Genomic DNA, 12,726 nt, shown 5'->3' with positions numbered 1-12,726 from the left:
CATGTCACGCCTGCACCCGCGGCGCCTGCTGCTGCTCACCGTCGGCATGCTCATCATGGCGCTCGGCATCGCGCTGTCCATCCGCAGCGACCTGGGCACCACCACCATCTCCTCCCTGCCCTACGTCCTCAGCCTCATCACCCCAATGACCCTCGGCACGGCGACGATCCTGGTCAACCTCGGCCTCGTGACGCTCCAGGTGGCGATCCTGCGCCGCCGCTTCCGGCTCTTCCAGCTGCTCCAGCTCCCCATCCTGGTGATCTTCGGCCTGTTCAACGACCTCGCCCTGTGGGCCACCGACTGGATCAGCCATGACGCCTACTGGCAGCAGTGGCTTCTCGTCCTCGCCGGCATCGGCCTGCTCGGCGTGGGCATCTGCTTCCAGATCGCCGCCGACACCGTCATGCTCCCCGGCGAGGCCACCGTCCTTACCATCAGCCGGGAACTGAGCCGCCGTTTCGGCGATCGCACCCTCTTCGTCTTCGGCTACATCAAGATCATGCTCGACCTCACCCTGGTCAGCAGCGCACTCATCCTCGCGCTCACCTTCCTCGGCGGCTTCATCGGCGTCCGCGAGGGCACCCTCGCCGCCGCGTTCCTCATCGGCGCCACCGTCAAGCGCCTCCAGCCGCACCTCGGACCAGTGCTGGTGCGCTTCCGCGGCTGACGCTTATCGACGCCCACCCGTCCCCCATCCACAGCGCCACAGTCCGGGTGTCAACAACCGACGTGGTTGTCCACAGAGCCGGATCGCACCGTGGTGGAGGGTCGAACATTTCTGCGAGGCTGAACGCATGACAACCACTCTGACGGTCCATCCCACCCCCACCACCGACTTCGTTCCCCGACCCCGCAAGCTCCGCGCCCGCCCCGCCCACGGGGCATACACCCTCATTGACGGCGCCCTCGATCTCGGCCTGGTCACCGGGGATTCCTTGTACGCGGTCGCCGACACCGACGGCCGTCACCACGTCACGGACATCGACGAACTCCGTTCCGGCACGCTCGCCCGCATCATCGTCCGTGGCGGGTTGTGAATCCACCATGCCGCCGAGTTCATCGACCAGGCCCGGGACGACCTGCGCCTCGCCGGCGCGGTCTCCGTCCACGAGAGCGAGGGTGTCGTGTGGTCCTTCTGGCCGGATTCCCTGTCCGCCGAGGATGTCGCGGTGGCCGTCGCCCGCTCGGCCGTCGAGTTCGGCCTGGCCAACTCAGTGTGTCAGGAGCAGTCGCGACCGCAGCTCATCGAGGCGCTCATCCATCCCGGCCCGCCGCTGCCCGCCATTCCCTTCCTGTGAGCCTCAGTCCTCAGCGGCGGGTGAGCCCGTCCACCATGAGCATGTTGCCGATGACGTTGGAGGCCACCATGCCGGCGTCGAGGACCCGGTACGGCAGGGAGTCGCCGGTGAGGATGGTCTCCCGGAACAGGGCGATGCCCTCGGACACCAGGAGCAGGTTGCCACCGTGACCCAGGCCCTTGGCGGGGGTGCTGCCGTCCTGGAGGGCGGGGTCGTCGGCAAGCGTGGACGTCGCGGAGACGAACGCGCCGGCGAGGATCGCGGGGGCGATGAGCTGCTTCTTCTTCCACGCGGCGAGACCGACACCGGTGGCCCAGGCCGCGGCGCGCAGGCCGGTGCGGACCAGGGAGGGCCGGGCGCCGTGGGCGACGAGTGCCGCGGAGTAGGCGGCGTGGTTCGCCGCGATGCCGAACATGCCCATCACCGGGGTGGTCTCCGGCCCCTTGAGCTTGGCCAGGGTGCCCACCCAACCGCCGGCCATGCCGGCGAGCAGGACCGGTTCGCGGTTCGTGCGCAGGATCGTGCCCGCCAGCAGCGGCAGCAGGGTCGGGGCACTGAGCAGTTCGACGCGGCGCCAGCGCAGGATCCTCGACCAGGCGGTCAGCTCACCGAGGGTGAGGTAGGCGGTGCGCTCCGGCTCGGTGAGGGTGGTGGACACGGCGGCGACGAGCGCGTCGACGCCGTCGCGGGTGTGGCTGAGGATCTGGGTCATGTTCTCCAGGCTAGTGCGCTCATGAGCAGACGCTGCGCCGCAACGTAGGTCACGGCGACGGCGGTGTCCACGGCCCGGGCGGCCGGGGTGTCCCCGGGCAGGGCCACGGTGCGCACGAGAATGAGGGAGTCGGACAGCAGGAAGAGGTTACCGCCGGCGGCCGCCCCGCTGCCCCTGAGTGCGGGGTCGCTGGCGAGCGCGGAAGTGGCTCCGACGAAGCCGCCGTAGGTGAGGACCAGGCCGAGCCGTTCGCGGCCGCCGAGGACGGCCGCCGCGGCCAGGGGAACGGCCCGCAGCGCCACGGGCCCGGGCCGGAAGCGGGCACCCCGCCGGTGGAGAAGGGCGAGGTAGGCGGCGTGGTTGAGCGCGAAGGCGGCCGCGGCGGGGCGCAGGCGGTCCTTCCGCAGCAGCAGCAGGTCCCCGATCCAGCCACCGGTCAGACCGACGGCGGCGGGGGCACGGTCGCGGCGCGGCAGGGCCACGACGGCGTCGGCGAGCAACGGGACCACCAGGGGTTTGGCCACGTCACGCACCCACCGTGAACCGACCGCCCGGGAGGCCGCATAGGCGGCGCCGGCCAGCCAGTAGGGTGTGCCCGTCCGCATCTACTTCTTCCGCGAACCGGCCTTGACCACGCGCTTGGTGGTCTTCGGCGGCAACTTCCTGGTCGTTTTCTTCGTCGTCTTCTTCGTCGTCTTCTTGGTGGACTTCTTGCCCGACTTCTTGGTGGTCTTTTTCGCCGGCGCGCCCCCGTCGGCGGCCTCCTTGGCGCGACGCTCGGAGAGCAGTTCGTTGGCGCGGGCGTCGGTGATCGTCTCCGGGGAGTCACCCTTGCGCAGCGACGCGTTGGTGGTGCCGTCGGTGACGTAGGGGCCGAAGCGGCCGTCCTTGACGGTCATCGGCTTGCCGGAGACGTCGTTGTCGCCGAGCTCCTTGAGCGGCGGCTTCGCGGCGGCACGGCCCCGGCGCTTCGGCTCCGCGTAGATGCGGCGGGCCTCGTCGAGGGTGATGGTGAAGATCTGCTCCTCGTTCGCCAGCGAGCGGGAGTCGGAGCCCTTCTTCAGGTACGGGCCGTAGCGGCCGTTCTGGGCGGTGATGACCTCGCCGTCCGCGGGGTCGGTGCCGACCTCACGGGGCAGGGACAGCAGCTTGAGGGCGTCGTCGAGGGTGACCGAGGCCGGTTCCATCGACTCGAACAGCGACGCGGTGCCCGGCTTGAGATTCTCCTCCACCAGGGCGGTGATGCGCTTGTCCTTCTGGGCGGCGGCGGTCTTGGTGTCCCAGTTCTTCGCCCGCTTGCCCTCGGCGGCGCGCTGGGCGTCCTCCTCGGCGCGTTCCTTCGCCACGACCTCCTCGGCGGACTTCTCGGCGCGTTCGCGCTCGTCCTCGCGCAGGACCTCGGTGACGTACGGGCCGTAGCGGCCCTCCTTGGCCACGACCATGCGGCCGGTGGCGGGGTTCTCCCCGAGTTCGCGGCCGCCCTGCGGGGTGGCGAAGAGCTTCTCCGCCAGGTCGAGGGTCAGCTCGTCCGGGGTGGTGGTCTCGGGCAGGTTGGCGCGCTGGTACTCCGGCTCGCCGTCCTTCTCACCGACCTTGCGCTCGATGTAGGGGCCGTAGCGGCCGACGCGGACGTAGACGGGACGGTTCTCGGCGTCGTCGAAGAGGTGGAGGGAGTTCACGGAGCGGGCGTCGATGTGCTCGAGGTTCTCCCCGACCAGGGCCTTGAGGCCGCCGTGGCGGGCGATGGACTCGGCCATGTTGTCGGAGGCCTCGGCGTTGCCGAAGTAGAAGCCGGTGAGCCACTCGGTGCGGTCCTCCTCGCCGGCGGCGATGTCGTCGAGCTCGTCCTCCATCGAGGAGGTGAAGTCGTAGTCGACCAGCGGGGTGAAGTTGTTCTCCAGCAGGCCGACGACGGCGAAGGCGACCCAGCTGGGCACGAGGGCGTTGCCTCGGGGGTGGACGTAGCCGCGGTCCTGGATGGTCTTGATGATCGACGCATACGTCGACGGGCGGCCGATGCCCAGTTCCTCCATCTTCTTGACCAGGCTGGCCTCGGTGTAGCGGGCCGGCGGGTTGGTGGAGTGGCCGTCGGCGGTGATCTCGGTGGCGGTCAGCGGGTCACCCTCGGTGAGGTTGGGCAGGCGACGCTCGGCGTTGTCGGCGACGTCTCGGCCGTCCTCGAGGCGGGAGGTCTCCACGTAGGCGCGGAGGAAACCGGGGAAGGTGATGGTGCGGCCGGTGGCGGAGAACTCCGCCTGCTCGCCGGTGGTGGCGGTGCCCGAGACCGTGACCTTGAGCGAGGTGCCCTTCGCGTCGGACATCTGGGAGGCGACGGTGCGCTGCCAGATCAGTTCGTAGAGTTTGAACTCCTCGGCGTCGAGCTGGCCGTGCAGCTGGCCCGGGGTGGCGAAGCTCTCGCCCGCCGGGCGGATCGCCTCGTGTGCCTCCTGGGAGTTCTTCGACTTACGTTCGTAACGCCGGGGTGAGTCGGTGACGTAGGCGTCGCCGTAGAGCTCGCGGGCCTGCTGCCGGGCGGCGGTCAGGCCCTGCTCGGACAGCGAGATCGAGTCCGTACGCATGTAGGTGATGTGGCCGTTCTCGTACAGGCGCTGCGCGATGCGCATCGTCCGGTCCGAGGTGTAGTGCAGCTTGCGGCCGGCCTCCTGCTGCAGCGTCGACGTCATGAACGGCGCGTACGGGCGGCGGGTGTAGGGCTTCTCCTCCACCCCGGACACCTGCATGTCCACGCCCTGCAGGGCCTCGGCGAGGGCCTCGGCCTTCTGCTTGTCGACGACCACCGCATCACCTTTGAGCTGTCCCAGGTCGTTGAAGTCACGACCCTGGGCCACGCGGCGCCCGTCAATGGCAGAAAGCTTCGCGGCGAAGGCACGCGGGTTGTTCGGGTCCTCGTCCGTGTTGCCGGTGTCCAGCTGGGCGGTGAGGTCCCAGTAGTCGGCGGAGACGAACGCCATGCGCTCGCGCTCACGCTCGACGATGACGCGGGTGGCCACGGACTGCACACGGCCGGCCGACAGGCGCGGCATGACCTTCTTCCACAGCACCGGGGAGACCTCGTAGCCGTAAAGACGGTCGAGGATACGACGGGTCTCCTGGGCGTCGACGAGGTTCTCGTCGAGCTCGCGGGTGTTTTCCGCGGCGGCGATGATGGCGGGCTTGGTGATCTCGTTGAACACCATGCGGCGCACCGGCACGGTCGGCTTGAGCACCTCGAGCAGGTGCCACGCGATGGCCTCGCCCTCGCGGTCGGGGTCGGTGGCCAGCAGGAGGGCGTCGCACTCCTTGAGCTTGGCCTTGAGGTCGGCGACCTTCTTCTTCTTGTCCGGGCTGACCACGTACAGCGGGGCGAAGCCGTGTTCGGTGTCCACGCCGAGTCGGGCCCACGGTTCCTTCTTGTACTTGGTGGGAACGTCAGCGGCTCCCCGGGGCAGGTCGCGGATGTGTCCGACCGAGGCCTCGACGATGTAGTCGTTGCCCAGATAGGGCTGGATCTTGCGGGCCTTGGTCGCCGACTCCACAATGACCAGGGTCTTCCCTGATCCCTTCGCTGCTGCCACGGGAATTCTTCCCTCTCAACTAGATGAGACATTGCACTTGATGCTTTTTCCGGGAGACTCTAGCCGGTTCCCGGTTCTGGGCTACACCGTACACAGTATTTAATGGCCCTCCTGTGGTCGGGGACGGTTGAGTCGGAAAGTTCCCCCGGGGCCGGCGCCGCAGGCGGTACCGGACGCGGCGCCACGGTGGCCACTACACTCTGTGCAATGACCGATCAGATCGTCAGCTGGGTGGAGACCCTCATGACCCTGCCGGTCTTCTATCCCGTGCTCGGCCTCGTGGTCATCATCGACTCGTTGTTCCCCCTCGTCCCCAGCGAGACCATCATCACCCTCGCCGGGGCGTGGGCGGGTTCCCGTGGCGTACCCGACCTGCTCACCGTCATCCAGGTCGCCGTCATCGCGGCGATGATCGGTGACAACCTGTGTTACCTGCTGGGCACCCGCCTCATCGGATTCGTGGAGAACACCCCCGACGACTCCGCCCGCGGGAAGGCCATCGCCTGGGTGCGGCGCAACATCCGTCGCCGCGCCGCCACGACGATCATCGTCGCCCGGTTCATCCCCTGGGGCCGGTGGTTCATGACCATCATGCTCGGCTCCGTGCGCTACCCCTGGCGCTGGTTCCTGCTCTACGACACCTTGGGCATCATCATCTGGGCCGTCCAGGCCGCGATGATCGGCTACCTCGGTGGCTACCTCTTCCGTGACCATCCGCTGGTCGGCGTCATCGTCGGCATCACCCTGGGCACCGTCGTCGGCCTGCTCATCCAGCGGGTGCAGGCGACGTTCTTCGAGTGGCGCGACGAGCAGCGGGGCATCTCGGAGGCGTGAGTCGACGCGCCCCACCCCGACAACGACGAAGGCCGCCCCTTCCCGCTCTCGCGGGGATGGGACGGCCTTGTCGAACGTCAGCTGCGTGGCTGAGTTTCCTCTTTAGAGCATTACCTCTTGGGAGTCTGAGTACTCAGAGTCGGTGACGACTTAGAGCGGGCGGACAGCCTGAGCCTGCGGGCCCTTGGCGCCTTCGCCGATCTCGAACTCGACCTGCTGGTTCTCCTCGAGGGTGCGGAAGCCCGAACCCTGGATCTCGGAGTAGTGAACGAAGACGTCGGCGGAGCCGTCGTCCGGAGCGATGAAGCCGAAGCCCTTTTCGGCGTTGAACCACTTCACAGTACCCTGTGCCATGTGTATAACCTTTTTCTTGATCTGGGGTGGTACGGATGACAGCATCTGCCGGCATCCGGGTCGAAATCGAACCCCCGTTAAACTCCATCTCCCGTGAGGGAGAGGTAAATCCCGGGTGCTCGCGTCAAAAATCCCTTGCGAGCACGTAAACGTAACGCACAGAAACCGCGACCGAGGTCCAGTGTGTCATGCTTTGGGCCTAAGCGGTAGTCTAATCGCATTTCCGGCCGAAAATATTTGGCCCGAACCCCACCGAGAGGGGGTATTCCGATGGTGGACACCAACCCGTTGGGCGCCGAACTCTCCGCGACCATCATCCGACGTTTCCCCACATCAACCTGCACTTATGCGTCGACGATCGACGCCCGCCCCTCGCGTCACGCCGAGTGGCCGGAGTGGGTGCATCCGGGTGTGCAGAATTTTCTCGTCGACTCCGGAATTTCCCGGCTGTTCTCCCATCAGGTGGAGTGTGCGCAGCTCGCCTACGACGGAATCGACGTCGTCGTCGCCACCGGAACCTCCTCCGGCAAGTCCCTGGGCTATCAGCTGCCCATCCTGACCACCCTCGCCGAGGACCAGACCGCCTGCGCGCTCTACCTCACCCCCACGAAGGCACTGGGATCGGACCAGCTGGCCGCTGTCACCCGGATCACCCGCGAGGTCGACGAGCTGCGCAGCATCCACCCCGCCCCCTACGACGGCGACACCCCGGTGGAGGCCCGCGCCGGCATCCGGGACGCCAGCCGCCTGGTGTTCACCAACCCGGACATGCTGCACGTGTCCATCCTGGCCAATCACCAGCGGTGGGGGCGGCTGCTGCGAAATCTGCGCTACATCGTCATCGACGAGTGCCACACCTACCGCGGTGTCTTCGGCGCCAACGTCGCCCTCGTGCTGCGCCGCCTGCTGCGGATCGCCGCCCACTACGGTTCCCACCCCACCGTCATCCTCGCCTCCGCCACGTCGGCCGATCCCGCCGCGCACGCCGAGAACCTCATCGGCCGCCCCGTCACCGCGGTCATCGAGGACGGGGCCCCCACGGGTGCCCGCACCGTCATGCTGTGGGAGCCCGGGTTCATTGAGGGCATGGAGGGCGAGAACGGCGCGCCCGTACGCCGCGCCGCCACCACCGAGTCCGCCGACATCATGGCCACCCTGGTGGCCGAGGGTGCTCGCACCCTCACCTTCGTCCGTTCCCGTCGTTCCGCGGAGTTGGTGGCGATGCGCACCGCAGAGGATCTCTCCGGCATGGGTCGGCCGGATTTCGCCCGCCGCATCGCCGCCTACCGGGCCGGTTACCTCGCCGAGGACCGTCGCCGCCTGGAACGCCAGCTCGACGACGGCGAGCTGCTCGGCGTGGCCACCACCAACGCGCTGGAGCTGGGTATCGACGTCGGCGGTCTCGACGCCGTCGTCACCGCCGGATTCCCCGGCACGGTGGCGAGTTTCTGGCAGCAGGCCGGCCGGGCGGGGCGCCGCGGCCAGGGGTCACTGGTGGTCCTCGTCGCCCGGGACGAACCGATGGACACCTACCTCGTCCACCATCCGGACGCCCTGCTGGGCCGGCCGGTGGAGCGGTCGGTGTTCAACCCCCGCAACCCGTACGTGCTGCGGGGCCACGTGTACTGCGCGGCCGTCGAGAAGCCCTTGAGTGAGGCGGACGTCGAGACGTTCGCCGCACACGACGTCGTCGTCGAGCTGGAGCAGGCCGGCCTGCTGCGCCGCCGCCCGCGCGGCTGGTTCCCCGTGCCGGTACTCGAGGGGGAGCTGACCCCGGAGACGGCGCACACCTCGGTGAGCCTGCGGGGCGGGTCGGGCGAGGAGGTCATGATCGTCGACATCTCCGACGGCCGCCTGCTGGGCACCATGGACTCCGCCCGCGCCGCCGCCCAGGTCCACCCCGGCGCGGTGTACCTGCACCAGGGGGAGAGCTTCGTCATCGAGGACCTCGACCTCGACGACTACGTGGCGCTGGCCCGCCCGGAGGTGCCGGACTACACCACCATCGCGCGCACGGAGACGGACATCCGCATCCTCAACCGGCCGGGCGAGGACGAGATCATCAACTACTCCCCCGGTCTGTGGGTGGCCAACGTCGAGGTGGAGGTCACCGACCGGGTCGTCGGCTACATGGTCAAGCTCGCCGACGGCACCACCGCCGACATGGTGCCGCTGGACATGCCCGAGCAGCGCCTGGTCACCCGGGCCGTCTCCTACACGATCGACCCGCTGGCCCTCAGCGCGATGGGCGTGACCGCGGCCGACACCCCGGGCACCCTACACGCGGCGGAGCACGCGGCGATCGGGCTGCTGCCGCTGATCGCCACGTGTGACCGTTGGGACATCGGCGGCGTGTCCACCGCGCTGCACATGGACACCAATCTGCCCACCGTCTTCGTCTACGACGGCCACCCGGGTGGTGCGGGTTTCGCCGACGAGGGTTTCGCCCGCTTCCCGGAGTGGATCGAGGCGACGTTCGAGGCCGTGCGCTCCTGCGCTTGCGAGTCCGGCTGCCCTTCGTGCGTGCAGTCGCCGAAGTGCGGCAACGGCAACAACCCGCTGGACAAGGCCGGCGCCCTCAAGCTGCTCGGAGCGCTGGTGACCATGACGGCTACACCGGCCCCGCCGTCGAACTGACCTCCCTTCCGCGGACGACGGCGCTGACCGTCACGTCCGCACCACTCACGGTGCAGGTGCGTATCGACGCCCCGTTGTACCCCGCCACCGCATCCGCCGCACCGCAGGCGTCCTCCCCACGGTAGACCGCGAAGGCGCCGGCCACGGCGGCGAGATCCGCCGCGACCTGTGCCTCGTGGTGGGCGATGACCAGAGCGGCGGCCGCCCCCACCGCCGCGTACAGCGTGAGCAGGGCGGCGGCGAATCCGGCGGTGGCGATGGTGGCGTAGCCGTCGTCCCCGAGCTGGCGGCGCAGGCGGATCACGGCTGCTCCACCGGGTAGACGGCCGAGTGTGAACGGGTGCCGAAGATGGCCGGGACCTCCGCGGTCGCCGTCACCAGGCCACCGGATTCGCGGATGGTGACCTCGCCGCGCACCGCATGGTGCTCCACCCCGATGGCGTGGGAGCGGGCGGCGGAGCCGGCGAGGTCGACGGCCGCGAGGTGGGCGGCCATGGTGGCGACGGCCCCGACGATGAGTCCGCACACCATCACCAGGCTGGCCAGGGCGAGCGCGGCCTCGACGGTGACGGAACCGCGGTCGTCGAGACGCATCATCAGCCCGGCGTGTTGGACAGGGCGTCGGTGATGATCGACTCGAGGGCGTCGGACACCCCACCCGAGCTGACCACGAGATACAGGGCGGCGGCCAAGGCGGCGGCGCCGAGCGATCCCATGGCGTACTCGATGGTCGACATACCATCGTCGTTGCTGGTCAGGGTGCGGATTCGGTGGATGAGGGACATGGTTTTCTCCTTAGGTGAGTAACTGGGTTCCCAGGCTGATGACCACGGGGGCCAGGCCGAGGAGGAAGAAGGCGGGCAGGAAACAGGTGGCCAGGGGCAACGCGATGAGCACCCCGGCGCGTTCGGCCCGGGCGGTGGCGTCATCGGCCGCCCTGGCGCGCAGGCCGTCGGCGACCTGACCGCAGGCATCGGCCATCGCCGCCCCGGACCGGCCGGACATGCGTGCCAGGCCGGCGAGATCGGACAGTCCGGGGACGTCCGCGACCTCGGCCCACGCCCGGTCGGCGGGGACGCCGATGGCCAGCAGAGCTGCGACCTGCCGCCACCGGTGGACGGTCGCCCGGTCGGCGGCCGCCCCGGCCACCGCGGTGGCCGCGGCCGCCGTGGACAGGCCGGCGCGGATGCACGTGGCGAACAGGTCGATGTCCGCGGCCAGCGACAGCGGGTCCACGTCCGGGGTCGGCCCGGCGCGGGGTATGCGGGGCCCGTGGCGGTCGAGTCGCCCGGTGGGGCGTGGGGTGGCGATGAGCAGGGCCGCTGCCAGCAGCAGGAGTTTCATGGCGCCGCCTTCGTGATGATGTGGCGGGACCAGGCGAATCCGGCACTGGCCAGTCCGACGCCGGCGACGAGCAGGATGCCGCCGAGGCCACCGCCGAACAGGAAGCCGAGCGGATCCGCCCCCATGGCGGTGCCCATGCCGACGCCGGCCACGGGCAGCAGGGTGAGAATGACGGCGGTGGCCTGCGGTCCCTGCAGCGTGGCGGTGGTGGCGCCACGGTGGCGGACGCGGGCGTCGATACCCGCCCTCGCCTGCTGCATGAGCGGAACCAGGGGCAGGCCCCGCCGGTCCGCCAGCTCCCAGAGGGAGCGCAGGGTGGCCAGTTCCGGAGGTCCGGGGTCGTCCCGGATGGCCCGGGGGTCGGCGGCGAGGAGCCGAAGGGTGCGGCTCAGCTCCGGCGGGGCGCTGTCGGGGATCTCCGCGACGGCACGGGTCAGTGCCTGCCCCGTCGGGGAGCCGGCCTGCAGTTCGCCGATGAGGTGACCGAGGAAGGTCACTGTGGCGGCCTCGCGGCGCCGCGTGCGGGCACGCTGCCGGGTGTCACGGACAGTCCACACCAGGGTAAGGCCCGCGGTGAGGGTGGCGACGGCGACGCTGAGTCGGCCCAGCAGGAGGAAGACGGTCAGCCCCGCACCGACGGAGAACGGAATGAGCCAGCGGGTCCACTGCATGGCAGCCGGGGGCAGGAGGCGCGTCCGCGGGGACGGGGCGGCGGTGACCACGCAGGCGGCGGCCAGGAGCAGGGCGGTCATGCCGGCCTCCGGTGGGCGGCGGCGAACTCGTCGAAACCGGCCAGCGGGCCGTGATCGGCGTCCCACACGGCACGGGCGGTGACGGGATGGCCGCTGAGCTCGCCGATCTGATGGATATGACGGCGGCCGGTGGGGTCTCGCCGCATGACGATGACCACGTCCACCGCAGCCGAGAGTTGGGTGGCCAACGCGTGCCGGTCGAGTCCGCCGAGGGCGGCGAGGGCCTCCATACGGGCAGGCACCTCTTCGAGGGAGTTGGCGTGGACCGTGCCGGCTCCACCGTCGTGGCCGGTGTTGAGGGCGGTGAGCAGGTCGACGACCTCCGGGCCGCGGATCTCGCCGACGACGATGCGGTCGGGTCGCATCCGCAGCGCCTGCCTCAGCAGGGTGGACATGGTGATCTCGCCGGAGCCCTCGATGTTGCGGGCGCGGGAAACCAGGGTCACCACGTGCGGGTGGGGCGGGTGCAGTTCGGCGGTGTCCTCGATGCACACGATGCGTTCGCGATGGTCGACCTCGGCGAGCAGTGCCGCGAGCATCGTCGTCTTGCCGGTGCCGGTTCCGCCGACGACGAGGAATGCCCGTCGCTGGTGGATGATGCCGCGGAGCAGGTCTGCGATCTCGGGGCTCACCGTCTCGCGGTCAGCCAGTTCCGTCAACGTCGTCGCCGCCTGGCGCAGGACCCGCAGGCTCAGGCAGGTGCCGCGTTCCGCCGGTGGGGACAGCAGGGCGTGGACGCGGATGATGCTGCCGTCGTCCCGGGTCAGGCGACCGTCCGCGAAGGGCTGGGCGTCATCGAGGCGGCGGCCGCAGGAGACCGCGAGCCGGGTGGCCAGCTGGCGGACCTCCGCGTCGTCGGTGAAGGTCAGGTCGGCGCGTTCCAGGCCGTGTCCGCGGTCGAAGAACACCCGGTCGGGGGCGTTGACGACGATGTCGGTGACCCCGTCCAGGCTGAGGATCTGTTCCAGTGGGCCGATCCCCGTCGAGTCGTGTCGCAGGCGCCGCAGCAGGGCGAGCACGTCGACGTCGGAGATGACCCCGGCCTCTTCCCGGATGAGTCGGGCCAGTTCGGCGGGGTCGGTCGCCGCGCCGGGCAGGTCGATGAGGCGCCGTTGCACCCGTTCCATGAGGGTGCTCATGACCGCGTTCCTGCCTCGGCCAGGGCTGCCCGCGCGCAGGTGAGCAGAGGTCGGGGAAGCTGGTCCGGGAGTCCGGACAGC

15 protein-coding genes are annotated in these 12,726 nt (G+C 69.7%); 5 read left to right on the top strand and 10 right to left on the bottom strand.

Translation table 11 applies throughout. The features are described from left to right. Position 1 precedes the first annotated feature (1 nt). From QP029_RS05185 to QP029_RS05175, 3 genes are all read left to right on the top strand, one after another. A complete protein-coding gene (locus QP029_RS05185) occupies positions 2-667 on the top strand; it encodes a YczE/YyaS/YitT family protein (RefSeq protein ID WP_284875756.1) in 666 nt (221 codons plus the stop codon). A gap of 127 nt (positions 668-794) precedes the next feature. Beyond that, positions 795-1,037 (top strand): hypothetical protein, encoded by a 243-nt coding sequence (locus tag QP029_RS05180; RefSeq protein WP_284875755.1) that lies wholly within the window; start codon positions 795-797, stop codon positions 1,035-1,037. Between the two features lie 87 nt (positions 1,038-1,124). Further along, on the top strand, positions 1,125-1,298 hold the full coding sequence (locus tag QP029_RS05175) for a hypothetical protein (protein WP_284875754.1): 174 nt from the start codon (positions 1,125-1,127) through the stop codon (positions 1,296-1,298). Between the two features lie 10 nt (positions 1,299-1,308). Here the strand turns inward: QP029_RS05175 and QP029_RS05170 are convergent, their stop codons facing one another. The 3 genes from QP029_RS05170 to topA are packed head-to-tail and all read right to left on the bottom strand — an operon-like array spanning position 1,309 to position 5,585. Continuing rightward, the gene (locus QP029_RS05170) at positions 1,309-2,010 is read right to left on the bottom strand and encodes a lysoplasmalogenase family protein (RefSeq protein WP_284875753.1); all 702 of its coding nucleotides are present in this window, start codon (positions 2,008-2,010) and stop codon (positions 1,309-1,311) included. Next, positions 2,007-2,615 (bottom strand): lysoplasmalogenase family protein, encoded by a 609-nt coding sequence (locus tag QP029_RS05165; protein WP_284875752.1) that lies wholly within the window; start codon positions 2,613-2,615, stop codon positions 2,007-2,009. Before QP029_RS05165 ends, QP029_RS05170 begins: the two co-directional genes overlap by 4 nt. Further along, positions 2,616-5,585, bottom strand: coding sequence for a type I DNA topoisomerase (gene topA, locus QP029_RS05160; protein WP_284875751.1), 2,970 nt, complete (start codon positions 5,583-5,585; stop codon positions 2,616-2,618). A gap of 207 nt (positions 5,586-5,792) precedes the next feature. Between topA and QP029_RS05155 the strand changes: the two genes are divergently transcribed. Continuing rightward, positions 5,793-6,419, top strand: coding sequence for a DedA family protein (locus QP029_RS05155; protein ID WP_284875750.1), 627 nt, complete (start codon positions 5,793-5,795; stop codon positions 6,417-6,419). A gap of 150 nt (positions 6,420-6,569) precedes the next feature. On the opposite strand, the gene QP029_RS05150 is transcribed toward QP029_RS05155, so the two are convergent. Next, a complete protein-coding gene (locus QP029_RS05150) occupies positions 6,570-6,773 on the bottom strand; it encodes a cold-shock protein (protein ID WP_284875749.1) in 204 nt (67 codons plus the stop codon). Between the two features lie 270 nt (positions 6,774-7,043). Here QP029_RS05150 and QP029_RS05145 point away from each other — a divergent pair, with 270 nt between their 5' ends. Further along, positions 7,044-9,410 (top strand): DEAD/DEAH box helicase, encoded by a 2,367-nt coding sequence (locus QP029_RS05145; protein ID WP_284875748.1) that lies wholly within the window; start codon positions 7,044-7,046, stop codon positions 9,408-9,410. On the opposite strand, the gene QP029_RS05140 is transcribed toward QP029_RS05145, so the two are convergent. From QP029_RS05140 to QP029_RS05115, 6 genes are read right to left on the bottom strand one after another with little or no spacing between them, the layout of a single operon-like run. Beyond that, complete coding sequence (locus tag QP029_RS05140; protein ID WP_349293718.1) at positions 9,385-9,714, bottom strand: Rv3654c family TadE-like protein; 330 nt, start codon at positions 9,712-9,714, stop codon at positions 9,385-9,387. The genes QP029_RS05145 and QP029_RS05140 overlap by 26 nt on opposite strands. After that, on the bottom strand, positions 9,711-10,004 hold the full coding sequence (locus QP029_RS05135) for a hypothetical protein (RefSeq protein ID WP_432418721.1): 294 nt from the start codon (positions 10,002-10,004) through the stop codon (positions 9,711-9,713). Before QP029_RS05135 ends, QP029_RS05140 begins: the two co-directional genes overlap by 4 nt. A 2-nt stretch (positions 10,005-10,006) precedes the next feature. Continuing rightward, entirely contained in the window at positions 10,007-10,195 is a 189-nt protein-coding gene (locus QP029_RS05130; protein ID WP_284875746.1) for a DUF4244 domain-containing protein, read from the bottom strand. Between the two features lie 10 nt (positions 10,196-10,205). Next, the gene (locus tag QP029_RS05125) at positions 10,206-10,754 is read right to left on the bottom strand and encodes a type II secretion system F family protein (RefSeq protein WP_284875745.1); all 549 of its coding nucleotides are present in this window, start codon (positions 10,752-10,754) and stop codon (positions 10,206-10,208) included. After that, a complete protein-coding gene (locus tag QP029_RS05120; RefSeq protein ID WP_284875744.1) occupies positions 10,751-11,506 on the bottom strand; it encodes a type II secretion system F family protein in 756 nt (251 codons plus the stop codon). The genes QP029_RS05125 and QP029_RS05120 overlap by 4 nt, the downstream gene beginning before the upstream one ends. After that, on the bottom strand, positions 11,503-12,645 hold the full coding sequence (locus QP029_RS05115) for a TadA family conjugal transfer-associated ATPase (protein ID WP_284875743.1): 1,143 nt from the start codon (positions 12,643-12,645) through the stop codon (positions 11,503-11,505). Before QP029_RS05115 ends, QP029_RS05120 begins: the two co-directional genes overlap by 4 nt. Between the last annotated feature and the right edge of the window lie 81 nt (positions 12,646-12,726).

This window comes from Corynebacterium suedekumii, assembly GCF_030252185.1.
In the GTDB taxonomy this organism is placed as follows: domain Bacteria; phylum Actinomycetota; class Actinomycetes; order Mycobacteriales; family Mycobacteriaceae; genus Corynebacterium; species Corynebacterium suedekumii.
This window is presented reverse-complemented; position numbering and strand designations above follow the sequence as displayed.